Source organism: Pelotomaculum propionicicum (genome assembly GCF_048984525.1).
Taxonomy (GTDB): Bacteria; Bacillota; Desulfotomaculia; order Desulfotomaculales; family Pelotomaculaceae; genus Syntrophopropionicum; species Syntrophopropionicum propionicicum_A.
This window is the reverse complement of the sequence record NZ_JBMGJC010000002.1, coordinates 180,151-205,208: the sequence shown is the minus strand read 5'-3', so window position 1 is coordinate 205,208 and position 25,058 is coordinate 180,151. Positions and strand designations below refer to the sequence as shown.

Here is a 25,058-nt window from a genome sequence, read left to right as displayed (position 1 = left end):
CCATTTTTATTTTTTTACCGCTTCGATGAATCTTTGAACCAGCTCGGGGACGAACTGAGTCCCTGCCGACGCTTTCAGCTCAGTTATTGCATCCTCATGGGTCATAGCCTTCCTGTACGGACGGTCACTGGTCATAGCGTCGTAGGCGTCGCATATGGTTAGTATACGGCATTCCATGGGAATTTCCTCCTGTTTCAAGCCTAGCGGGTATCCACTTCCGTCCCACCACTCGTGGTGCTTTAATATCCAGTCGGCGATTGGGGCCAGGTCAGGAGAGGCCATGGCGATGTGGTATCCTATTTCGCTGTGCCTCTTCATGTCGTCGTATTCTTTTTTGGTGAGGCTTCCGGGTTTATTTAAGATATTGTCGGGTATCCCCACCTTGCCGATATCGTGGAACCTAGCAAACAACCTCAGGTCAGGAATCCTGTTTTCAGGCACCGAGATCGCCCGGGCCAGGGCAACAACCATTTCCTCCAGCCTGTCAGCGTGTTCCCTGGTGTCCATATCCCTTGCCTTCAAAGTCTTCATTAGTGTCTGAACAACCGCACTGCGGGCGCTGTGCCTGCTGTGAAGCTTTTCGCGGTACATGTTGTTGTCGGCTTCCATAAAGAGAGTCTGGACGTCAATAGCGTCTTCCGTGACGGCGTACCCGATAGATATACTCAGGGGAACCTTTCCGTTTTTGGTGTTGTAAGCCCTGACAGCCTCCCTTATCCTCTCACTTTTCTCTTCCAGGTCTTTCTCGGTGACATCAGTGAACAGCAGGGCAAACTCGTCTCCGCCCATCCTCGCTATAATACCTTTATCGTCAAAACACCCCTTGATGACGTTTGCGGTAGCAACAATCATCGCGTCCCCAGTGTTGTGACCAAGGGTGTCGTTGACCAGTTTAAGCCCGTCAACGTCGCATACGATTATACCTGCTGTTTTGTAACCACCAAGTTTTATTGCTTCTTCTTCGAAGTAATGGCGGTTATAAAGGCCCGTCAGCGAGTCATAAAGGGCATATAGTCTTAACTGCTCGGTTATTCTTTTACGCTCGCTGATGTCTTGGATTGACTCGATGGCGCCTATAACTTCCCCACTACTGTCGTATATTGCGGAAGCAGTGCCGCGAATATACAACCCTTTGTCTTTATGCTTAAAAACATATCCCTCTGCAATAACTGATTTGTCTTTCCTGCTGACTGTGTCGTAGCAATCGTCGTATATTAAATCGGGATTAAACACTAGGTCTATCATGGTTGGCCTGCTTTCACCATAAAACACAAGAGAGTAGTCATCTCTACCCAGCATTTCTTCTCTGGTTACACCTGTCATCTCCTCAAGGGCGCGGTTCCATTCAATGACCCTGTTGTCCTTATTGATGACGAAAGTGGGATCAGGGAGAAATTCGATTATAGAATTAAGCCTTTGGTACGCCGCCTGCCGGTCTGCTTCAAGCTTCCTATACTCGGTCATATCCGTAAAGACACCGAAACAGCCAATTGCCCTCTTGTCCGACGTGATGAGGTTGGTGTGCAGGCTCACAGGGATCATCCGCCCATCTTTGGCACGCAGTTCGAACTCGCCTTTCCACGGTTTACCTTTAATAATTGTACGATATACTTTTTTGGCGGTGTAGGGGCTGTCGTATATTACTGGCGCGCCCCCGGCTAAATTTATCTCGCTTAAAGTATATCCTGTAAGATTTAAAAACGCTTCATTCTGATACAAAGCATACCTGCCTTTTAAATCAGTCAATAGAGCAGGATTACTGGTGCTGTCGAGCGCTTTTCTGGTAAGTAAAAGGTCTTCCCGGTTTTTCTTCAATTCCGTTACATCCGAAATGATGCCAGTTACCTTGGACCTTTTACTCTTAATATCAATTAACGAGGTGGCACGCGCGTGGCGTATCCGACCGTCTTTATGAACTACCCGAAAATCAACAGTGGATGTGGTTCCCTTGAATGACCTTTTAAGGGCTGTCACAACATCCGGCAGGTCATCAGGATAAACAAACGTAGATACATGCTTCCCAAGTATTTCGCGTGCATCAATTCCTGTGAGCTGTTTTATTGTGGGGCTTATAAATAGTATCTTGCCCTGGTTATTTACCCTATAAATAACGCCTTTTATATTCTCAACCAGCGTATTGAATTTTTCTTCTTGATCCTGGATAGGTTTAAAAAAACTTATTCTTTCCACTGGTTTCAGTTTATACACTTCCTTTCGTTGAATTTTACAACCAGTTTATCAGGAGAATATATTAATTCCACAAACAACCATAGTTTACAGATATCTTTAATGCTGTAAGCTATGTATTTATTTATAACTTCGGTAAAATATTTCCTTACTTAACTACGACTGGATAATAATACAATATTCATTCGGGCGGGCGTAATATTTCAGGTGCGGGACGGGCGTAATATTCAACGGTTTTCAAGAAGTCTGTCGTTTTGGACAGTATCAGGCTTCCATGGCCGATTAAGTTGACGCAGAAATTTGCTTGAGCCGCGTCAGCCAGGGCTGTTATCTCTTCGAATTCCTCCAATGCCCCGCACGGGATCGGCGTGGATGTGAATGGCGCGTCTTTGATATAAACATGCGAGTGAACCATGTAATTTACGTTCTTAAAGTGGTTGTAAAGCCTCACCTGCACAGGGGTGTCCACGCTTGGCTTATTCTCGCCGAAATAAAATATGCAGTCCGGTTCGTGTTTTAAGGGGACTGCAACGAACCCCTCTCTGCCAATGAACCTCTTATCTATGTTCCTGCGGGATACAAAGATATTCCCTCCTGCCCTGAAGCTCGGGAACCCTTTCTGGCAGCGGAAGGAGGCGTTTCCCAGGAATCTGGTTACCACTTTATCCGGATTTATCATCTCATGGAATATTTCGGCATATTTTCTTATTATATCATAAAATTTCGTTATATTAGGCGGTTCCAGCTCCGGACCTAAGCAAACAGACTTAGAGCGGGTGAACCTGGTCAATTCTGAAGCCCTTTTCAGCATCGCTTTCGCCAGGTGTTTAAAGTCCTCGGTGAAGTCGCACCAGACTACTGCGAGGGGGTCTAACACCCTTCCCTTAATCCTCCCTGTGGAAGTATCTTTGGCGAACTCAAGTAAAAGATTGCTCTTTAACTTCAAGGCGTGGTTTATAATGTAGCTCAACTTGTACTGGCCGTCGGTGTTACGTTTTGAGTGGATGACGATTTTGTCCGGGTAGAGCGATTTTATGTTACGAAGCTCCTTCGGCATGTCGTTTGATACATTCGCAAACCAGCAGATAGCATCAAAATTACCTAGGGTCTTATAAATCCTTACGAGATCCTCATAGTGTCCGCCGTTGACCACATAAATATTTTCGAGGTCTGCAAACATGTTTGCGATAATTTTCGATTTATGCCCGCCCTGATTGTCAAAAGTGCCTCCAATTACGATAGTTTTCAAATAAAACACCTCCTAATAAATAAAGCAACCTATCCGGCTGCTTCAATCTTTTTTATGATTTTTTTGGCTTCCAACACAGTTATCCTGGTATAATTAGTGTCTATACCAAAAAGGACATCCACCCTATCGGGGTTTTCGGCCCAACCCCTGCCTTTCTTGTAGTCCTCAATAATACCATTGCTGCATCTTACGATGTAGTCAAGGTACTTATCTGACTTAAAATAAATAATCTGATTCATAAATCCCTCTGGGCGAACCACCCCATAAAGCCATTGAGCAGATGATTAGTTCACAAGCGATCTCCGCCCTGGTTATCGAACCCGCCTCAATGACAACCTCCTTCTGGCCAGCAAAATCCGAGACTTTTTCGCCCCTCTCCTGAAACAATATTTTAAAGTTCTTGCCGTTGATTACTTCGGGCAAGCCAGCAACTCTGGAAATTAGTATTAAACCGGTTCTGTAAAGTTTTCTTTCTTTTTTCAATCAAATATCCTTTCAAGTATCCAGACGCCTGGCGGATCACTGAAGTACAAATCGCAAATCATGCCCTCCTCGCACTCGCATCGGTAGCGAAGGGGTTCGGGGTTTCTCAGCTTTGACCACCAGTGCTGGTCTTCTTCTCTGGGGGTGCAGCACGTAATGGCATACCATTTGTTATACCATCTCAGTCTTACGGGACGCTGCTGGCTGTTTAGCTCAACCTGGACGGGTGCGTTGTAAAGTTTAGACATCATTTACCACCTGTTCCATTATAACAGAACGGCTGTTCTGTCCGCAACTACTTTACCGGCCTGACTGTAACCGGCAGTTCATCGAGATATGCGAAAAACCCGTAGATGTCCTTGTTGAACGCGACGGTATTCGGTGTTTCGATGTAAACACACCACTCGGGCATGCTCAGCAGCACTCATGGGGGATGTTTCCAGTTATCGGAGTAAACAAAACGTCTTTGTAGACATCCATGTCAAACCTGTAGACGCCCTGTGATACGCGCCAGGCACATAAAGCCCCCATTATATTTACATCGTCTGTAGACTCTTTTTCGCCGATAATTGCGAGAACACATTCTGTCGGAAGGTAGCACCACTGAGGCCAGTAGTGTTTCTCGTTATTTACGGCACGGTATTTATCAACCTCTTTCCATGCGCCAGGGTAGCGTTTTGAATATTGATCCAAAAGGTCTTTTGGTCTCATATAATCACCCTGTATAAATATAACACATCAGTGATTGATTTTGTTTATTAGGATGTCGAGGCGCTGGCGGAGGTTAATTACAGCCCGGAGCCTTGTAGTGTACCTTATTTTATTGAATTTTTCCAGCCGGCTGCCGAGGTTGGCGTTGATTTGTTCCATGTCGCCGGTAATAAGTTCCCTTAAAGCAACCGGGTCTAAGGGAGCCGCGCTACAAAGTATTTCAAGCAGGACTACTTCTTCTTCCATGACCGCGGGGAGTATCTTTTTGCCCCGTGGCTTTATATGCAGGGTTCTTATAATAAATTCTTGTATGATATCAGATTCGGGAATTGACAACATATCACTCCTTAATTATTATTCAGCAGCACCCCGGACAGGGCTGCCACTACTTTTGCCGGCGCATACTCGGCTATCTGCATTAAAGCAAATTCTACTGGCATTTTCTCAGGGCGGTGTTCCCTGTAGTTGGTTTCGTGATCGAATGTGTTGCAGGCGGCGATGACGAGCATCTCCACTGAAGGTTCCTGCAGTTTATCGGGATAGCCGAGTCCACCGGGACGCTCATGGTGTCCCCTTACCAGATTTGATACATCACGGGAAGGGATTATTCCATAAGCCATTTCCTCTCCCAATATCGGGTGAGACTTTACTATCCCCCAGTCTTTAGATTCGAGAGCGTACTTTTTAAATAGTTCTGGCGGCCAGGTTGTTTTACCCAAATCGTGCATGTAGGCTGCCGCCGCTACCGATGCGGGATCGGGAAGGCGCAGCGATTTGGCGACATCCATGGCCAGTTTTGCCACCCTGTAGCTGTGGGCTTCAAGCAGGGGGAGTTTTTCAAGACGCTTCATAGCCTGTGACAGATAACTCAAACAGTCACCAGCTCTTTCTGAAAACGCTCTATGAGAGCAACTGGGGAATCCGCAATTTTCTCCATCCTTACTTTAAGACCTGCGATGACCGAGGTAAGGACGGGGTCAGTCACATCCGCCACCAGGTTGTAGTACCAGGCGCCCGGATGTTTTTCAGGAAGTGTTCGGAATAGTCCCCTTAGCTTTCTCACCCCTGCTGAGAGGTGCTTCTGGACATTGTCCGCATTTACCGGTATGTTTTTGCCCTCGCAGTAATAAAGGAGAGCTGCAAGCAGGTTCCGCTCGCACATATACCAGTAATGCTCCTTCCTCCTCCTGATGAAGGTGTTTACCTTCATGGCCCTGTTGAAAAAATCAGCAGTGGACCAGTTGGTAAACTTAACTTTGGGTGGGCAAATCGTGTCGTTCTTCATAATACGCTCCTTAAATAGTATCTTTAATAAATAAAGCCGGGGAAATCCCCGGCTTACCAGAAACTGCTTCGCTGAGTCTGAGGTACTTCCTCAACCTCGTCATCTATGACGTAGTCATCATCGTCATCGACATAGGCTTGCACTTCAATCGGCTGGGTTTCTGTTCCCCTGCGGGCCTTAAACCTTTCCGCCCAAGGGGGAAAGTAATCTTCCGTGTGCATCTCGATCAGTTCTTCCGCCCAAGGGTAGTTTTTGTAGAAAAACTTCTTGAGCTTTATGATTTTACCGTCTGCGATGCGGAGAATAGACTCGTCGGCCTCCATGCGTGATAGTTCGGACGGGTCCATCAAAGCTCTCTTGCTCGGGGCGAGCTTCATCTTGCCCTCAAGCGGGTTCATGCCCTGCAGCCCTTTCTTTCTGTCCTCCGATTCGACTATAACCGTGGTGTTGCCCAGTACATCGGACATATACTTGGCTGTGGCGAATTCCTTAACGCCGAGTATGAGCCAGTAGTCGCAGTCACCGAGGATTACCTCCCAGGTGCGGTTAGGGTATGCCTGCTCCAACTGGGGAATGTTCTGCACGATGATCGAGCAGGCTATGTCACGGCCTCTCATAGTGGAGAGCTTTTTTGTGAAGTCTGGTATACCAGATATGTTGCAGAACTCGTCCAGAAGGAAATTCACAGGCACGGCGAGTTTCTTGTTTCTCTGTTTGTCAGCGAGCTGGGTCAGGTTCGTGAACAGGAAGCTGAAGAACAAACTCGCAAGAAAGTTAAATGTGCTGCCGGTGTCGGAGAGGATGCAGAAGTAAGCGCACTTCTCTTTACCGGGCAGTTCGAGGTCTATGCCGTCTTCATCGTTTGACGAAGTAAGCTCTCTGACCAAATCGTTTTGGAACACCCCTAACCTGTTACCAAGCCCCATAACAACGCCAGCCCTGACCTTGCTGTCTGCCTCACGGAATAAGTTGTAGGGCAATCTAGCCGGGTGGTTGGAAGGCAGTTCCGCGAACGTAGCGTCCAACTGCTTCGAGTCACCGCTGGCAAGTAAATTGTAAAGCTCGCCCAGGTTTCGGTTGTGGACGGGGTATTCATGGGTGACGTACATAACGAGAGCCTTCAAAAGGTTCGTTTCCGCGTTGTCCCAGAAGTCGTCGCCGCCTTTCTTGCCGGCTGCCTTGGTGTTGGCGATAACGATGTTTACGAAGTGCTGGGCGCTGATGTCGTCGTGGACTTCCTTTAAGGGGTTCCACTGGTCTGAGTTAATCATTTCAACCAGGTTGAATATCTTCACTGTGTACCCACGGTCTTTAAACCAGAGGGCGAAGTCCTGCGTAAGCTCACCTTTCGGGTCCGTGACGATAACGCTCCAACCTGACGCAACCGCCTGGAACAAGTTATTGCGAATATATGTGGCTGACTTGCCGGTACCGGGAGGGCCGAACACGACGACGTTCTTGTTGCTGCTCGTATTTGCCTTTAAGATAGCGGGCTTATTGTCAGCCGTGCCGAACATTATACCAGGCGCGAATTTATTTGTGAGGTATTTTTTAACCTCACTGGGTTTGGCGAATTTAGAGGAGCCCTGTATGCCATCCTGGTCTTTGTTCCTCTTGAACATGAAGTATGCCAGGCCAAACACTATAGCTGTGAGGATATTTCCGGTGATCCAGCTTTTATAGACCTTCGGGTAAGGTATCTCTGCTCCCAGTGTGTGGATGAAAAAGTGCCACGACGTTTTAAAGGGGTGCAGGATGAAATAATCCGGCCCAGGTAATTCCGGTGGGGCGACTCCTTTGAAGGCGGCTGTCGCGTTACTGAAGATATTCACGATAGCGGAGCCCAGTGTGCTGAATATCCACACATCAAGGATGTATACCCCAAGGATTATCCCTGCCCATCTCAAAATGGTTGTGAATTGGAACTTGTCGTTTAGGTTCTTTATGAAATCCTGCGCCTTCTCGCTTTCCTCGAATTTAATCGTGAGAGAGTCAACAACCGGCTGAAGCCGGTCTTTAAACATATCGAAGTAACGGATACAATCCTCCTCCTCTCTATTGTTTTGTGGCTGTCAGGAGTGACGGCCTTAGAATTGTCCTTGGCACGGGTTTAAAGCGTGTCAGGTCATCGGAGATTATGTGGAACTTTGCGTGTGGGAACAGTTCCCGAAGGTATTTGCTGGTGTTGTCCGTGCAGACGATGTTGACCAAGCGTCCTTCGGATTTATGCCCGAACCCGTTGTAGTAGTTGTGGAGATACTTCATCGCCACGGCATCGTGGAATGCCTGTACACACACATAGTCGTCTTTGTACTTGTATTGAGCAAGCTTCCTGTGACTGTGGGTAAGACCGGGGAACCGTTGGAGAAGGAGACTTGTGAATTCGGTGCCGTGGTATCTGTCCAAGAGGGTCAAACTCGTGTTGCTGTGGACGAGGAGAATTTCGTTCATTGTAGGTTCGCAGGCTTTAACTTTCTCGAACATGGTTTTTATTGCAGTGTCGGACCTGTAAATTATGACTGCCCTGTCGGGACAACCGTTGTCCTGAGGGAGTTCCTGCAGGTCTTTCCATACAAATCCTATTCTGTCCTGGTCAGGGTCATCGTAGAGGAGTTGGTAGATGCCGTACCTGATGCCCCCCTTCCTTATGACTGCCGCAATCTTTGAACCTCTGTTGATTTCGATTCTGCGTTTTATCTCTGTCCCGAATTCAATCTCCCAGTCGGGCAAGTCGAATATGAGCTGTGCCATGGCTGCCCGGTAGGGTCTTTCCCACTTTTTTATCCTAACCCTCTTTTCCTGGTTTAGAATACCCGAACCCTTCTCCGTTATCTCCACATAGCCACCGCTTCTCGATACAATATGGTTTGTACTCAATCTTACCAAGCGCTTCAGGTACAGTTTTGTTTCTGCACCATATATCATTTTTGCTTGTTCATTTGTAACTGCACCACATCTGTTAATCAGGGTGAGTAATTCTATATCTTTTGGGGTTATTTCAAATCCCAAATTTCCACCCCCTTTAGCTGAAGTTAGCTTTGCGAAAATATAAGTCGTTTTTTCACACCCTGCCCTATCCCTTTGCGAATTTGCCCTTTGCATAAATTCGCCTTGAAGTAACCGTTTAATCCGTTGAATTTACTCTTTTAATCCAGATTTTCGCCGGGGGTATTTTTTTGCTGTTTTTACCCCGTTTTTTAGGGGTCAAAAAAATTATCAATTTTAAACCGGGTATTTTTTGAGGTTTTTTACCCCCTTTGGCGAACAATTTTTTCTGCTGGCGCAGTGGCCAATTCTGGGAATTTATTACTCAGTTCTTCAACATAAATTTCCGTCCTTGGATTCTCTTTATCTACCCCTCCGATTATACTCACCGACATGTTTGACCAGGAGTCGGTTGCCACAATACCAGTGTACTTTAAGGCATCAGGGATGAACTTAAAAACACGGTTATCTACGTCCCAGATGCAATCGCGAGGTATATAAGGTACGATAATACAGTGTGCCTGGTTAAACCTGATTTCCCTGTCCTTCTGTAGTTGGTTAATAGGCCTTGCAATGCTTACCTGCCACATCTGTCGCAGTAACAGAACGGCTTTCTTGTCTCCTAAAAGGCACTTTCTCGGCAGGTAGTCATCGACTACTATTTTAAGCGTTTTGCCGTCGTATTCAGCATGAGAATTAATCATTTTCTCGATGCTTATTTCCGACTCAAACCCGTGTTTCTCAATGTCTTTGCGAATAGACTGCAGCATACTCCATGCTTCCAGCCGGATTTTTTCAGCCCTTATATAGTTTTGTTCCAGCCACTCAATTCGCTCGTGAGGCAAGGTGCCAAGTGCAAATATTTCATCTATATCTCTTTTTGTTGGACCGATTAATTCCTTTGATATAGCCTTGTCCTCCTTTATAAGTCCATAAGATTTGATAGGGCTTTTTGGAGAGCCCTATCAGTATCGCCAGGGGCTTCTCCTTCCTGCTTTTTAATAGAAGGAATGTCCTCTTTGACGATAACAGGAATGTCTTGCTTGACAGCGGTGGAAGGATTTTGAGGAGCCAGGCCCGTAATGGACTCCAGCTTATTATTCAGTTCACGAATAGTCCCTTCCATGTTCCTGCCTAATTCAATCCATTCCCTTAACTTTTTCCCGCGATCACCCTTTGGGTATTGGAATATAGGGTCATCCGCCGGAAGTCTTAGTGTTATATGTTTTGTCAATTTGTGTTACACCTTCCTTCTTACAGCCCCAAGGGTTTAATGAGGTTTTAGGGTAGATTTGTAACACATTTTCAGGTTTCGCCATTAGTTGTGTTACAAATTTCCCCGAAATTACCCCTTAGCCCTTGTCTTTATTAACATGAGGCTGTGTTACAACTAAGCGGTTTTGTCGCTGGCTGCCAGCCCCAACATTTTATAGAATCCCATCGCGTTAGCGAACTGGGGATCGTCCACAAGGACAGCTTTTGGTAGTGTTTCTCTTATTACAGTCCCCAGCTCCAGCGCCCCGCCGCCGCTCAGATAGACATGGTCAAGACGGTGTATCTTCTCAACCCAAGCCTCGTTGACAGCGTTGCTTATGGCTTTGCCGGCGTAATTCCTTGCCTGTTCAATCATTGTTCTTATATCCATTACCTCGCCACGGTATGTTATCTTGCCCTTATTCCACACCTCAATGCCTTCGGTAAGAGACAAAGGCTCTCCTGTCATATCGGTAAAGCTATCGATGAACAACTGGATAGCTCTTGAAACACCGAGGTTAACTGACCTGAAGTATTTCTTCAGCGGAATAATATTATCGCCGTCCTTCTCAAACAGCACCAAATCGGTTGTGAAGAATCCGATATCCAGCAATCCCACTAGCCCTTCTTGCGGAAGAGACTGAATGGAGTACATGGCTCCTATTCCCTGCGGGAAGCAGGTTGTGTTGATGAAGGAGATATATCTTTCAGGTCCGTTGTCAACCCGGATATAGCAGTTAATCCGGTTGAAAGCCCTTGCGACTTCTTCCCTGTATTCCTTGTTTTTAAAGGTTGATATAGGAAGACCGATTCCAAGGCGAACCTGGTTTTCGACTCCTGCAAGGTAGGCTGCTGTGAGGGCAAGCATAATACTTGCTTCCTTGGAAAACTTCTTGGAGTCCAGACTGAACTGGACTGCCCTGCCCTCTTTGATAGCCCTCTCGCCAACCAACATGCTCATGTAGTTTAAATCCCCGGGCCTCTTTATCTCCAGAAGATGTCCAACGTTTTTAAACATATCAATATCGTCTTTCTGCCCTGGTGCTATCACCGACGGCAGTATGATTTTACGGTTTCTTGAGTACGCTTTGGTATAACCAAAACCCAAGTCAATTGCTATCATTATCTAACCTCCTGTTTAATTATTGCGTCCCTGAAGGACGATTTCCCATTCCCCGTAGATACTTCCTTTTGTTACAACTACGCCCTCTGAATAAGGCGGTGCAATCAGCTCTGTAGTCCCTTCAGCACTTGTGCCTGTTAAGTTCATACCTACTACTGTACCTTCAGGGCATGTCTCAAGGCTGGCGCTGGTCCAAAATTCCACGCTCCAGCGGTTAACCGGATTGCCGGTTGAATACATTGGGTTGCTTGTAACCCCGCCCGGCAGTGTGTCTGGTGTGTTTGTGCCGCACTCCTCAAACGGAGTTGAAAAACTAGGCAAATATGCCGTTATGGGTCCGATGCTGTCAACCAACAGAGTTACTTTCGCCCCGGCCTTGACTCTGGGCAACTCTGTTTGTGTCATGCCAGCAGTTATAACGATGTGAGTTATTTCATCAGTCGGTGTTGGGGCTATCTGCCCATCCGGGGGACTCACTATCCCTGCTATCCTCGGGCGCTCAAAAGCCACTACGCAGAAGTCCCCGTAATCTGACCAGGGCGATGGTGCTCCAGCCTGATCCCACACCATGACACGGTATTTAAACTCATATGCCCCAGAACTCCAAAGGGAGCCAGGGACATCAGGCGCCGTGCTTGTGGTGACGGTATAGCTGTTTAGAGCACTTACCACCTCTCCAGAGTCCTGAACCGCCGCAAGGTCTGACGCTCTTACGACTTCCACGAGATATTTACTCTGGATGTCTCCCATATCGGGATCGGAAAACGTCCATTCCAGTACAGGAGTGGTTACCGCAAAGCAACTCCCGTAAACAGGTAGTACCGGGGGCAGGGGTGCAGCATTACTGTCAACCCTTACTGCCACTCCTCCTCTTGGGTCAGTGGCTATCACAGGTGTTACAGTAGCGTCGGTTGTCTCCAGAACAGCCTTCCATTTTATTGTAGTACCAGGTGCAACATTAGCCCACAGGCTTGCTGTAGATACTTCAGGTTGGGTTACAGTGGCATCTCCTATCTGTGTCCATGTTCCTCCATTATCTGAAGTTACCTCGCAGACTGAGCCTATTCCTGTGCCTCTCACCCTCCATCTTGTTACCCAGTTGGTTCCATCCGCAGTTACGGACCATGTGACAGATGTGTTATTTGGCAGTATATGAGCCGCCCTCACACGCACATAGTCGGTTTCTGTAGCCGGCGTGAACGCCAAGGACTGCACAACCGCAGAGGAAGTGTAGCCATCACCGCTCACGATATTTGATACCGTTACAGATAAGTCGCTGTTGTATATCAGCGACGAACCGTTCCATTGGTAGTATTTAACTTCAGTTCCATCTACGATAATTCTGTCGAAGCTACCAGGCCTTACCGCAACAGCTTTCGGCGCAGTTAATCCTGCAGTCACAGACAAGGTTGAATTATAAGCCATACCAGAGCCGGTAAAGCTGTAATGCTTAACCTGTGTCCCGTCTACTACAGCTACATCATATCCGCTGTTGGGGTCTGCCACAGCAAACGCCTTCGGATCAGTTAGCCCTGTTATCTCAAGTGCGGGATTGACAGCCATACCTGAACCGTTGTAGTTAAACCATCTAATCTTTTCAGGCTCCAAAATAGCTGTATCATATCCACTTGCGCCCAAGGCCACATCTATCGGGTTTGTCAGTGTTTCAGTTGGTTCAAGTATTGCGTTCTCTAACATCGAACCACCTGAAAGACTGTAGTGCTGAACCTTCCCTCCCGTCAGTACGGCAACCTGGTCTGAGCCGGCAGCGCCGACTGCAGTAGTGCCTGTAAGTCCTGATATCGACAGGATTGGGTTCTCGACCATACCAGAACCGCTAAAACTGTAGTGGGTTATACCCTCGCTATTAGCCATTACCACATCGGGATACGGGTCAGGCGATGCTAAACCCATGGGACTTGTTAGCCCCGTAACGGATAGGATTGTATTCTCAACCATGTTTGAACCGTCAAAAGAATAATGCTTAATACCGTTGTCTGTCAGGACAACATAATCCATTTCCCCCGAACCCCAGAAAGAAATTATGTCTGGTGCTGATAGCGGGGGTAGGGTAATTTCATTATTGAAAGTGTCAACATCCGCTGTTGTAACTGCCGCATCCACCGTTGTCGGGGTATCTGTAGTTGTGATTGCGTAATCCCATGTTTCAGCCGATGCTGGTGTTGCCCTCACAAATACCAGTATTGCAATTAAGACTAGAAGTTTAAGAACTTGATACCTCAACGATCTTCCATGTATTAAGCCTTGCAAAGGTCACCACCACCTTTACATCCCGCCCGTCTACCATATAATCCGCACGGCAAACAAGCAGTTCTTTGTTCTGCCATAAAGGGGTCAATGAGGCACTTTCCACGCTCTCAAAAAGCGGTGTGCTGCCGAGCATGACCACACTTCCCTCTTGACTTCTGCGGGCAGGCCCAGCCAGGTATTGCACTGAATTTTGTTTGTTGCCCGCAAGGGATTTAATATAGTCATTGAATACAGCCTCGGCTGATTTAACATCATCCTGCGATATGGAACCACTTCCGATTAGCTGGGGTCCAACAGCCTCTATCTTATATACCTTCCAATCACCATCAGTTTTACTTAAACTCATGCGGTGCCAGGATATATCTACATCCCCGTTAATATCTGTCTTTGTAGTGGCTACTACTTCGCTCCAGTTTGGTGACTGTGCCATTGTTTGCACTTTCATATATAGAACTGCCGCTGGAGAAAGCCCCTTCTTATCAGCGTTACTCAGGTTGTATAAAACCTTCCCAGACGACAGGGCTTTAGTACCTTCATAGTTCTGCTCCGCTATAAGACGAATAAATTCTCCGGCCGTTTTCTCGTGTTCGGCGGTTTTACCGCACCCAGATAGAACGAGTATAGCGACGCATAAAACCAGTAGTTTAATTTTCATTTTCATAAAATCCCCCTCAAAAATTAGTCCTTATAAAATTCAAATAACCCCAATTGCTTCGGGGTTATTTGTAATATTATGCTCTTGTCTATTGGCATTGTCTACTTACCCAAACTCTTTAGAGTTTTTATAATCTGAAAGGTTTTTTTGCCTACATCCGCCCAATTATCATCAATTGAGAATTTTCCATTTTCTATATCCTGCTGCAAGTTAATCTGATCCTTTGTTATATTCCAAACCAGTTTTATTAGGTCTTGGGATGAAGTAATTCCATAGAGCGATGGCATTAATTCAATTAACTGTTTAGTGGTCCCAAAGCACCAGTTTAGCGCTTTTCTACTGGTCTGCAAATCAAATTCAAGAGTGTCATATAATAGCTTTTCCAAATCTTCTACAGTGTTATTTTGGGGAGGATCGGTGACTTCAAACGGTATCGGTTTAACTTTTATAGTCGAGTTTACTGCCAGATATTCGCCAGGCTTTAAAAATTTATACCTAAATCTCCCTTGTAGACTGACTGTGTCTCCTGGGATTAAATTGGATAGTATTACTTGATAGTCAACTTTCCTTATTAGATTTGGTTTATAGTTATTTATATTGATGCCATTTATTAAATATTTCTGATATTCATTGCTATAGGTAAACCAATCAGTTTTATCCAACTCAAAATTAACTAAGACTGATTTATCTACATATGTTTTAGAGCCGTTCCACCCTGAGGATACTTCCTCGGTATAATTCACAAGCATTGATAAATAGATTGTGTCGGTATAGTTGAATTCGGTATTGGGAGTAAGTATTTTGTAGTTGGATGTAGTTATCGGAGCTACGGTACTATAAACCAGCACGGCTGACCTGATTTCAGATATATTGTTGATACTCTCCCTTGTTACTGGGGGAGATGTAACATTGCCTTGATACTGGAGATTTATTGTTTTATCGGACCAACCGCTTAAATTACCGGCTATTGTTTTCGTGTGAGTATTTATTGACCCTTTAAAGAAAGGATCATTAAATGTATTAGACGGTTTGTTCAGCCATTCATAACCTGATAAAGTCAATTGTCCTTCAGGTGTATAATTTACATACATGTAGCAACTGCCAAAAGGTACATCGTTGTCTTTTGGCCCGAACTCAAAGAGCCCATTAAGCCCCACATTGCTTTTTTCTATTGTTAGCGTGGCATTAGACTCACCTTCAAAACTGTTCCAGGTTCCTTTCCACCTACCGATTAATGCGTCTTCAATTGATACATAGTCTGTATTAATTATTACAGTCTGTGATGCGCTCTCCCAGTCAACTTTACACCCCAATGCCTCGCTAACAAAACGCACTGGAACCATAGTACTTCCGTTTACGATTTGAGCTGGCGGGTCAAGAATTACGGACTGGCCGTTCTTATACGCAGTTGAATCCCCGATTTTCAGTTCTATGGTTGTGCTCCCTTTAGTGGCTTTAACGGTCTGGGTCTGTGCATCCCATTTTACTTCCGCTCCCAGTGCCTCAAATATACTTCGTAGAGGGACCATGACCCTACCATTGATCATTACCGGTGCTTGAGGAAAGTTCTGTTCCACATTATTAATAAGTATTTTTATAGCACCGCTAGGTTGTGGCTTTATAATACCGCCTTTCCTAGTTAGTCTGAATTTATAATCATCATAACCTACAATTGTTCCGATATATGTACCTTTTTCTAAATCAACCTGGCCTAATAGGTCAATCATAATGTAATCGGACGGCCTGCTTATCCATTCTTCTTGAGTAAGCTTAACAAGATTGTATCCTGAAGTAAACTGAACTTTCATTGAGAAACTGCCATAGGGAACCCCCGGGTTATAACTTGTGGGACCGAAGTTAAACAATGCATGTGGTTGACCGTTACTTTCTTTAATTTCAAGATCAAGCTTTGTCTCGCCTTGTGGAGCATCATAGGTTCCACTCCAAGTACCCAAAAGGTTCTTCTTTGTTAAGGTTGACGGCTTTCGCTCTAAATGAAATACATGTGAAGGTAATTTCCCAATAAGATTTCCCCTAAATACCCCAGTTGACTGATCAATAGTCCCTTCAAGGTCAGCAAAATAATAATTTGATGGATGGTTTACCCATTGGTCTCCAATTAACCTGTATTTGTTTTCCCCGAGATCAGTTACGATCATTGTATAACTTCCAATAGGAACACTTGTATTATTTGGTAGTGGGCCAAATTCGAATAATGCAAGCATATTTCCATTTTGGCCTTTATTAACTGTCAAAGTAAGCGCAGTCTCACCCTGGTTGGCCACATACGTACCTGTCCAAGTGCCAACTAATTGATTGTCACCAACTCTAATTATATCTTGGTTTGAATTTATTTCTTTTGGTATTATAGGAATACTAAAATAACGTGTTGTGTTTACATCCCAGCCATTGTTTGTCCAAATCCACCTTGCGTTTTTATCGACTTGCTCTGGTGCACCTCCAGCAGGTCCTCGCGACGTGGTAGGAAACTCATATTTTATGCCAAATCCTTCTTTGCTTACCTGCCAATTATAGGTATCAGTTACAAGGTACTTACTTCCATTAGCAAAAGTAAAATTGTCATCCCTTATTGTAAAATCGCCTATAAACCCGGCAATATCTCCCAAGTCAACAGCCTTGACATTTAAATAATTAATTACATTGGGTGTAAGTGGTATAACAACATTATAATTTTCTCTCCATTCATCTCCTGTTTTGATTAACATACCATTTTCCACATCTGATGTACTTACATACAGTTCAAATCCATTATCTACGGTTAAATCAGCTAATATAACATTACTGGTAGGCTTTTCAACTATTCTATTTGAGTAACCCCAAAAGAATAAATACTCACCAGATGAATTGTTTACTATCTTTACATTGTGCTTTTTTATTTCGCCTTGTCTTAATATAGCTAATTTTTGACCGCTATCATGTCTGTAACTTTTTGTGTCTTTCAAGTTCCAGTCATGAATTAAATTACCATCAATGTAAATAAGTACTGATGAGGATCTTGTCCATGCACCTCGGGTACTAAGTTCAATTATAATTTCATCAGTAATAGGAGTTATAAATTCAATAGTTGCACCTTCTGACTTTGTAAATTTATCAGTTCTTGCCTCTCCTGCATAGTTAAACCATTTCTGTTCTTCCCATTTTCCACCTTTATAAACAATATCTGATTGGATACACGAAACCTCGTTCCAGTTATAACTATCATATTCTTTTTGACTTAATAAATAATTGTCCGCTAAACTCGAGGCAAATGAAGTTTTAGCAAAACACAAGAACATCAATAATGATAACAATAAAGTTAAAATTTTTGCCAATTTATTGACTAAAGCTATAGCTTTTCTTTTAATTTGCATATTGTTTAAACTCCTCAATATTTAATATATTTCTTGTTTATATTAATATTAAATTATTTATGTCTTCCTGAATGTTTAACATAAACATCAATTCCTCTGGACTTAATATTATTTGCCGCATTGTTTGCATCCTCTGCATTGTTGTACTTTCCATAAATTAGGGCATACCAACCAGGTGCAAGGTTTGACCAATCTGATGAGTAGATCATATAAGTTTTAAACCCGCTTTGATTTCTTAATTCCAACTCACGTAAAACATCCTGTGAGTCTTGCGAACAAATTCCTATCACCAGATAGCCCACATTAGTATCTTCTTCAATTGAAGGTCCATTAGAAGAATGTACAGAGTTCTCGGTTCTCATGATTGGCTTATCCCCAGTGAAGTCAAGGTATCTTCGTTCTAGAATTGACCCTTGTTTGTTCCTGATATAGAAATAAAGACCAGTATCATTTCTTTCATAATTAAAAGTGCTTTCTTCTGAAAAGTTACTGCCCTTTAATTCAAGTAGAGATGTATTGCTGACATTACCAACTTGAATCGGTTCCCAATTGTTGTTAGAATATTTATATGTCTTTAAATACAAGTTCCTTGTTTCATCACCATGTCTTTCTTCACCGATAACAGCATAGTAGTTACCCTTAAATTCAAATATTTGAGCAATCACTATTTTGGGAATATTGGTGGCATTGGTTAGTGCTTCTAAAGCCTCTGTTACTTTAACAATACTATTTTCATAATTCTGTATGTATACCTTTGTTGATCTTCCCATATTAGGCTCCCTGGATCCATATTCGACAATTCTGGACCAGGTATCACCTGTTCTAACAGGTTCACTTATTTTCAAATACATGTTAGATTCTTGACCAACTATTAAATTAGCAGGCATTCCGATGGAGCTGTAATTGTTGATTATTGAAAATAATATTTTATGACATTTTTTATTGATTTCGCTATTAACGGAACCTGGTTGACTACTTTTAAATTTTACGTCTTCACTCTTTAATTCTTGAATAAGATTATTTATACTTGGGTCGGTGACGCCTTGACTTTCACTTTTTGTTGAAGTATTACTCTGACACGCAGTCAGGGAAAACAGACAAAAAAACAATAATAAGCTAAAAATCTTTTTCATATATTTCCACACCCTTAAATCTAAAAAATACCAATGTATACCGTCCAGGAAGAATTTATTCAATATGCCAAGTTTATTTCACAGCGCCATTCTAGTGGAGGTAATAGGTAAGTTCATTAATGCGCTCTGCCCACTACAAAGCTGTTCTGCCTTCTTTTCTCTTCTGTTTATGTCATCTTTCCTGTGATCCTGGATAAAACAATATTTATTATTAAGCTCGATGGCGGCCAAACCTTCAGAGATTAAGTTATTTTTTTGAGTATGTACCTGCCTTTTTACCCATGACGGTATGTTCCATCTTTCCTGTATTATTTATAGATGCATATACATCGCCAATACCTGTGTGTATAGCTAAAAAACCATCCTTATATGTAGATGGAAACTTACCATCCTTATCCTCCCAATAATATGAATCCCCGTTACTAGTTATTGTAGCTACATCATTTTTATCTTTGTCATTAACCCATTTCCCAACAAACTCATTACCCTTAGCGCAACCCATTATGCTAATGCTCATTAATATCAATACAGCTACAAATAATACAGCCTTTTTTGGCATAAATCATACCTCCCCAAAAACTGGTCTTTTGTTAGTATAAAGGTATTAAAACTTGGTTTCTCCTCGCCAACCTGAAAACAAAGCAGGGTATTTCCGTGCTCCTCAGGTTCTTTCTAAGTTATATGTTTTAATTTAATAATTACTTGTATAACTTGTTAATAATTATTTGTATAACTTGGGATTTGCAAAAATCGGATCTATTCCTCCAAACCCTTCTTTCCCATAATGAATAAAGACAATTTTTAATTGATTGACACCTGCTACATTTAAATCAACAAAATATGGAACTTCGCCTGCCTTAATTATCGGACTTTCGTAAATCATATTGCCATCACCATAAACGATTGCTTTTGTTTCCCTATCATTACCATCTGCCATCCCAAAATATCCGCTAATTTTTGAATAAGACGAGTTAAGGTTATATACAATATTGGCATCAGAATATACACCTTGAAATCCTATTCCTTTGTTATAATATTTCCCAGCAATTTTAAACTGATTATCAGGGAAAACCCAACCCTGTTTCCAAACATCAATTTTTAAATAAATTGGGTTGTTAGTTCCTGCATAATCAAGAGATGTAAGATCAGTACCTTTAGTATTATTATTAACTGGTGCTGCATATTGATCTTTACTGGTGACAATAACCGCATTCCGCGATGCATCCCAGGTAACGGTTGCTCCAAGTGCTTCTGCCAGGTACCGAGCAGGTATCATTGTCCGGCCGTCTATTATTTGAGGCGGCACATCACTTTGTATTACTTTACCGTTTACTATCAACTGTATGGATTGTGCTGCATATAAAGAAACTGCACCAAGTAAAAATACACCAATGACAATGCCTAATAATATCAATAATACTTTTTTAAACATGTTATCACCCTTTACATAAATTATAATTACTAATTATGGAAATCGGTTACTTCATACTCTTAACGCCCCCTATTACCAACATTCAGACAACCGATTTAAACTTTCACAAATATCCTTGGATGTTCTTAATATAGTTGTGTAGATCATCCGTCTGGTCTCGTAAGAGTACTTGAATTAAACCGTTAATTCCAGCAGTTGTTATCCCAGGACCGGACAATGATGGGACGCTTTTTGCCCCATTTTCATTCTTAACTTTAAGATATAGAATGAATTGAATTTTACCTAGGACTAGGCAAAATAATCGTATTATCATGTTTTGCTGCATATCCAAGATCTACAATTTGACCAGATAAATTCATCCCCGTGTAACCACCTGATATGAATTTTAAAGGAGTTGCAGCCTTAACATAAGTATCAAATATTTTCATCTTTCCTTTATCAACTATATATTCCGATATACCTTCTACAGCAGATGTATTAATAATCGTTAATATTTCTTCAAAAACCTCTTCGAAATCTTTATTTGGATCTTTTAAAAAGTTAACAATTTCTGTTTTAGAGTTTACTGCTAGACGGGACTGAATTCTTAATGCCATATCCTCAAAAGCACCGACATCTTTGGGATTATTGCTTCCAAATTGGTCAAATACCTGTAGCGTAATCGTTAAAAAATTATAGTAAATAACCCATTCACATTGAGTAACATTATTGGTAATTCGAATTGTACCACCTTCAGGAACAAAAATATTATCAAGTACTGTTTTGGTAGATGAAGGATGAAAATCATTCCTGATATCACCAAATTCATATTTATCCCAAAAATCTTTAAACACGTCAATAAAATCATTTGCATATGCGATGGCGGGATTAGAAGGAGTTCTATTACCTACTATAATTCTTGGCTGTTGTGGGAAGATAATGGTTTTGCCTTTTTTATCAATAACCTCTAATATTCCATCACAATAATTTTTATTGAACACATTCATACTAACTATCCAACCATTATTTGTTGGTTCTGCCTTAAAGCTGTCGATAATAAAACTATCATTACTTACATTTATTATTGGTGTTCCTTTTTGGTTTGTCTTTACTGTATTAATATCAAACAAATAATAAATATTCCCAGGAGTAGTAGTAGGATTAGTAGGATTAGTAGGATTAGTAGGATTAGTAGGATTAGTAGGATTAGTAGGATTAGTAGGATTGGTAGTACTTATTATAACAGTCTTGGTTTCCCCATCCCATTTCACTTGAGCCCCCAACGCCTCGCTGACAAAGCGAACTGGAACCATCGTGCTTCCGTTTACTATTTGAGCCGGAGGATCAAGTGATATAGGCTGGCCGTTCTTATATGCAGTTAAATCGCCGATTGTTAAAACTATTGTGGTATCTCCTTTAGTTGCTGTAACAGTCTTTGCTTCGTTATTCCATTCTACTTTTGCTCCCAGGGCTTCAAATATGCCACGCAGAGGCACCATAACCCTGTTGTTGATCATAACAGGGGGTTGGGGAAAGTTCTGTGGAACGTTGTCAATGAGTATTTTTATATTTTCATTTGATTTTGATCTATCTGCAATGGCGTAAAGATTTCCATCGTAACAACAAAAATAAACTGTACCGTCCGCACCTATTGCCGGCGACAATACAACCTCCTCCCCTGTATCTAAAGACCACTTTTGGGTACCATCTGGATTTATAGCATAAAGACTAGTTAAACCAGATAAATATATAGTTCCATCCGCACCGATTAATGGGTAAGTGTTATAAAGCTTTTCCTCAAAAAATTCCCATTTCAATTTTCCATCAGGATTTATCGCGTGTAAATAGTGAAAGTCATATTGCACATAGATAGTACCGTCTGTTCCAATTGCTGGTATAGAAGAGTATATACTATTTGAACTAATAGACCACTTCTTAGAACCATCAGGATTTATCGCATAAAGTTTATGACTGAAAAGTTTACCTACTCTAGCCATAAAACTAACATAGATGGTACCGTCAGAAGAAATTACTGGTGAATCAAATTCTCCAGGGCCCAAGAATGACGGCGAATCAACATATTCATCATATTGAAAAGTCCATTTTAGGGTGCCATCAGGATTTATTGCGTATAATTTGTTTCCTCCAACGTATATAGTACCATCAACACCGATTGCAGGAGATCCATATAAAGAATAACCCGTTAGACTCCACTTCAGGGTGCCATCAGGATTTATAGCGTATAATTTATTTTTATCATCATAAACATAGATAGTACCATTCGAACTGATCACCAAATATGCCTCAATTTCACCATCCGTTAGATAGGACCACTTCAGAGTACCATCAAAATTTATAGCGTATAGTTTTCCTTTATCATCACCAACATAGATAGTGCCGTCTGCACCGATTACTGCTGGATACCAATGAACTTCACCCTCTGTTATATAAAACCACTTCTCAGTACCATCAGGATTTATAGCGTATAATTTGTTGTCAGCAGAATTTACATAGATAGTACCATCCGACCCAGTCACTGGAGAAGAAAAACAATTCTTATCTGAGAACTTCCATTTCGCTTGGGGATTCTTCGGTCCAATAAATCGTGACTGTCTGGACCAGTTGAAAACTGTAGGCTGGGCAGCATTATGATCATAAGCACCTGCCTGGTATCCTGCACCCTGTTCAAACTGCGTATTTGCATTAGCTAACTGGGGAATGAAACAAGTAACCCCCAAAAAGCCTAACAATAATACTACTGTTAAATGATAAATCCACTTTTTCATTCATATCCCTCCGAAATATAAATTACCTTCTTTTATCTATGTAATCAATGAACTAATAAGTTTCCCTATATTTATAAATTGCAACACGAGGAACACTAAACCGAACAATAAACATCCTTAAGAATGCCATTTTCAAAAGAAAAAACTAAACAACAACTGCCAGCTTGATATGATATCCAAGAATCATACCAAAGAGTACCTGTATAGTTTGAAGGATAGCTTAGTCCCCGAGGATATGCTTGTAATACCTTCTCAATAGAATCTCCTAGTTTTATACCTCTTTCAGTTTTCCCGTTATTCCTTAGGTGAGGATAAGGATAACTTTTGTCTTTATAGTAGTTAATATCATCATCAAAAGCATTATCAATTTCACTGTCATCAAGAAGAGCATAGTCAGTAATATAAATACTTGTATAAATATACTTGCTTCTATCGGTCTGACCTGAACTATATTTAACAAAGTAACCCATCGCTTCAGAGATAAAACGTAGAGGAATCATAGTATGGCCATTAATTATTTTAGGAGAGGCGTCTAGAGGAATAGATTTGGAATTAATGGTAGCCTGATTTACACCCACAATCATACGGATATTAATATCTTCGCCTTTAATGTTTTTCCCCGTAAGCTCAATCGCCTGTGTAGCCGGTTCCCAAATAACGCTGTATCCAAGAGCTTCAGCAATTTGCCGTAGTGGTACCAGCATCCTGCCATTCTCAATTATCGGATTCTCAGTAAAATACGTTGTTTTTTTACCTCCAGCATCATAATTAAAGAAATTTGCACTCCAGTACCCTTTAGGAGCATATTCAGATTCGACTAATATACCAACACGCATTCTATCCTGGGCAGTGGCAATTCCTGCAAAAGAAAAAATTAAGACAAATGTCATTACAAACAATATCAACTTTCTAAACATGTTAATCCTCCTTGTCTATATCCTAAATTATTGAGAGCTTATATGATTTGGAAGGTTTTTATTATGTCTTGGGACGAAGTGATTCTATAGAGCGATGGCATTAATTAAATTTTTTATTTGGGCCCTAGAGTTTATCCTCTCCCTTTCCAAATCAAGGCAACTCCCATACTGCGACGTATCCCGTCGAGTCCCCTGCAGCTAAGTATTTCCCATCTGGGCTTATAGCAACAGATGTTGGAGTATCGTGAGTGTTGAAAATGGTCTTGCATTGGTCACTGTTTAAATCCAAAATCTTTATTGCATTATCTATACGTTCACCCAGAACAAGAACGCTCCCGTCAGGTGAATAAGTCAACGCTGACAAAAAGGAGTGTCCTGCCCCTTTTAGGGTCTTCAATTCCTCTCCCGAAACCACATTATACAATTTAATATTACCGTCACTATTGCTATCGTTTATAGCCATGGTTTTCCAATCTGGTGAAAAAGCAAATGAATATATTTCTTTGTAGTCAGATCCATTTAGCTCCTTCATTTTGGTTCCACTGGCTGCATCCCAAAGTATGACGTTCCGATCATAAATGAATGTAGCTAATATTCTGCCATCTGGAGATAATGCCTCCAACAAACCTTCATTAATATTATTTAACTTTTTTACAATCTGCCCGCTGGCATAGTCCCAAAACCTTATCTCACCGAAATTACTACCCCCTGAAACTAGTGTCTTTCCATCCGGTGAAAAGGTAAAAAAAGTATTCTTCCAGTTAATCCCGGAGAGCGTTCTGAGTTCATTTCCGGTAACTACGTCCCAAAGCTTTATATCACGTTTATTACCTGAACAGATATCTAATGATGCCAATACTTTTCCATCGAGTGAGTAGGCCAAATGATTTGAATAATTATAGAAATTAATTAGTTTTTTCCCACTTGCAACATCCCATGTCATTAACCCAGTCGTTGAGCCAGTTGCTAAAGTTTTACCATCCGGTGAAAAGGCTATCGAAGTATAACCTTCACCCGAATCCAATTCAAATTTTAATTTTGCGTTGGTCCATGCAGTTAATGCTGTTCCTGACTTGTTAATCCCTTTTCCAGTACTCTTGTTACATGCACAAAGTACAATTAATGAAATTATTATCATGGATAATGTTCCTAATAGAGTGATTTTATTTGTTTTTATCATAAGGTCTACCCCCCTTATAGCACCTTATTCTGTGAGGCTATAATATTTAATGTCTTT

23 protein-coding genes are annotated in these 25,058 nt (G+C 42.2%); all 23 read right to left on the bottom strand.

Annotation, left to right across the window (positions count from 1 at the left end; all coding sequences use genetic code 11):
* Positions 1 to 6 precede the first annotated feature (6 nt).
* Positions 7 to 2,190 carry a PAS domain S-box protein gene (locus tag ACOBQJ_RS03460; RefSeq protein ID WP_421070332.1) on the bottom strand — a complete coding sequence of 728 codons (2,184 nt, stop codon included), beginning with the start codon at positions 2,188 to 2,190 and terminating at the stop codon, positions 7 to 9.
* 178 nt (positions 2,191 to 2,368) lie between these two features.
* Positions 2,369 to 3,436 (bottom strand): class II aldolase/adducin family protein, encoded by a 1,068-nt coding sequence (locus ACOBQJ_RS03455; RefSeq protein WP_421070331.1) that lies wholly within the window; start codon positions 3,434 to 3,436, stop codon positions 2,369 to 2,371.
* 29 nt (positions 3,437 to 3,465) lie between these two features.
* Entirely contained in the window at positions 3,466 to 3,675 is a 210-nt protein-coding gene (locus ACOBQJ_RS03450) for a hypothetical protein (RefSeq protein WP_421070330.1), read from the bottom strand.
* Positions 3,653 to 3,919: a hypothetical protein gene (locus ACOBQJ_RS03445; RefSeq protein ID WP_421070329.1), complete on the bottom strand. Its 267-nt coding sequence runs from the start codon at positions 3,917 to 3,919 to the stop codon at positions 3,653 to 3,655. Before ACOBQJ_RS03445 ends, ACOBQJ_RS03450 begins: the two co-directional genes overlap by 23 nt.
* Positions 3,916 to 4,170, bottom strand: coding sequence for a hypothetical protein (locus ACOBQJ_RS03440; RefSeq protein WP_421070328.1), 255 nt, complete (start codon positions 4,168 to 4,170; stop codon positions 3,916 to 3,918). Before ACOBQJ_RS03440 ends, ACOBQJ_RS03445 begins: the two co-directional genes overlap by 4 nt.
* Before the next feature lie 163 nt (positions 4,171 to 4,333).
* The gene (locus ACOBQJ_RS03435) at positions 4,334 to 4,630 is read right to left on the bottom strand and encodes a hypothetical protein (protein ID WP_421070327.1); all 297 of its coding nucleotides are present in this window, start codon (positions 4,628 to 4,630) and stop codon (positions 4,334 to 4,336) included.
* Between the two features lie 27 nt (positions 4,631 to 4,657).
* Positions 4,658 to 4,969, bottom strand: coding sequence for a hypothetical protein (locus ACOBQJ_RS03430; RefSeq protein WP_421070326.1), 312 nt, complete (start codon positions 4,967 to 4,969; stop codon positions 4,658 to 4,660).
* Positions 4,970 to 4,977: 8 nt separating this feature from the next.
* Positions 4,978 to 5,502: an HD-GYP domain-containing protein gene (locus ACOBQJ_RS03425; RefSeq protein WP_421070325.1), complete on the bottom strand. Its 525-nt coding sequence runs from the start codon at positions 5,500 to 5,502 to the stop codon at positions 4,978 to 4,980.
* Positions 5,499 to 5,915, bottom strand: coding sequence for a hypothetical protein (locus ACOBQJ_RS03420; RefSeq protein ID WP_421070324.1), 417 nt, complete (start codon positions 5,913 to 5,915; stop codon positions 5,499 to 5,501). Before ACOBQJ_RS03420 ends, ACOBQJ_RS03425 begins: the two co-directional genes overlap by 4 nt.
* Positions 5,916 to 5,968: 53 nt before the next feature.
* Positions 5,969 to 7,780 (bottom strand): VirD4-like conjugal transfer protein, CD1115 family, encoded by a 1,812-nt coding sequence (locus tag ACOBQJ_RS03415; protein ID WP_421070323.1) that lies wholly within the window; start codon positions 7,778 to 7,780, stop codon positions 5,969 to 5,971.
* A 190-nt stretch (positions 7,781 to 7,970) separates the two neighbouring features.
* Entirely contained in the window at positions 7,971 to 8,924 is a 954-nt protein-coding gene (locus ACOBQJ_RS03410) for a hypothetical protein (RefSeq protein ID WP_421070322.1), read from the bottom strand.
* A gap of 239 nt (positions 8,925 to 9,163) precedes the next feature.
* On the bottom strand, positions 9,164 to 9,745 hold the full coding sequence (locus ACOBQJ_RS03405; protein ID WP_421070321.1) for a hypothetical protein: 582 nt from the start codon (positions 9,743 to 9,745) through the stop codon (positions 9,164 to 9,166).
* Between the two features lie 77 nt (positions 9,746 to 9,822).
* On the bottom strand, positions 9,823 to 10,134 hold the full coding sequence (locus ACOBQJ_RS03400; RefSeq protein WP_421070320.1) for a hypothetical protein: 312 nt from the start codon (positions 10,132 to 10,134) through the stop codon (positions 9,823 to 9,825).
* Positions 10,135 to 10,290: 156 nt separating this feature from the next.
* Positions 10,291 to 11,277, bottom strand: a complete 987-nt coding sequence (locus ACOBQJ_RS03395) for a hypothetical protein (RefSeq protein ID WP_421070319.1) — start codon at positions 11,275 to 11,277, stop codon at positions 10,291 to 10,293.
* A 15-nt stretch (positions 11,278 to 11,292) separates the two neighbouring features.
* Positions 11,293 to 13,548: a hypothetical protein gene (locus ACOBQJ_RS03390; RefSeq protein ID WP_421070318.1), complete on the bottom strand. Its 2,256-nt coding sequence runs from the start codon at positions 13,546 to 13,548 to the stop codon at positions 11,293 to 11,295.
* Positions 13,502 to 14,203 carry a hypothetical protein gene (locus ACOBQJ_RS03385; protein WP_421070317.1) on the bottom strand — a complete coding sequence of 234 codons (702 nt, stop codon included), beginning with the start codon at positions 14,201 to 14,203 and terminating at the stop codon, positions 13,502 to 13,504. The genes ACOBQJ_RS03390 and ACOBQJ_RS03385 overlap by 47 nt, the downstream gene beginning before the upstream one ends.
* A gap of 101 nt (positions 14,204 to 14,304) precedes the next feature.
* The gene (locus ACOBQJ_RS03380; protein ID WP_421070316.1) at positions 14,305 to 17,574 is read right to left on the bottom strand and encodes a copper amine oxidase N-terminal domain-containing protein; all 3,270 of its coding nucleotides are present in this window, start codon (positions 17,572 to 17,574) and stop codon (positions 14,305 to 14,307) included.
* A gap of 53 nt (positions 17,575 to 17,627) precedes the next feature.
* Positions 17,628 to 18,707 carry a hypothetical protein gene (locus ACOBQJ_RS03375; protein ID WP_421070315.1) on the bottom strand — a complete coding sequence of 360 codons (1,080 nt, stop codon included), beginning with the start codon at positions 18,705 to 18,707 and terminating at the stop codon, positions 17,628 to 17,630.
* A 247-nt stretch (positions 18,708 to 18,954) separates the two neighbouring features.
* The gene (locus ACOBQJ_RS03370) at positions 18,955 to 19,266 is read right to left on the bottom strand and encodes a hypothetical protein (protein WP_421070314.1); all 312 of its coding nucleotides are present in this window, start codon (positions 19,264 to 19,266) and stop codon (positions 18,955 to 18,957) included.
* Positions 19,267 to 19,428: 162 nt separating this feature from the next.
* Positions 19,429 to 20,139 carry a stalk domain-containing protein gene (locus ACOBQJ_RS03365; RefSeq protein ID WP_421070313.1) on the bottom strand — a complete coding sequence of 237 codons (711 nt, stop codon included), beginning with the start codon at positions 20,137 to 20,139 and terminating at the stop codon, positions 19,429 to 19,431.
* A gap of 278 nt (positions 20,140 to 20,417) precedes the next feature.
* Complete coding sequence (locus ACOBQJ_RS03360; RefSeq protein ID WP_421070312.1) at positions 20,418 to 22,904, bottom strand: stalk domain-containing protein; 2,487 nt, start codon at positions 22,902 to 22,904, stop codon at positions 20,418 to 20,420.
* 95 nt (positions 22,905 to 22,999) lie between these two features.
* A complete protein-coding gene (locus ACOBQJ_RS03355; RefSeq protein WP_421070311.1) occupies positions 23,000 to 23,821 on the bottom strand; it encodes a copper amine oxidase N-terminal domain-containing protein in 822 nt (273 codons plus the stop codon).
* 151 nt (positions 23,822 to 23,972) lie between these two features.
* Positions 23,973 to 25,001 (bottom strand): WD40 repeat domain-containing protein, encoded by a 1,029-nt coding sequence (locus ACOBQJ_RS03350; RefSeq protein ID WP_421070310.1) that lies wholly within the window; start codon positions 24,999 to 25,001, stop codon positions 23,973 to 23,975.
* Between the last annotated feature and the right edge of the window lie 57 nt (positions 25,002 to 25,058).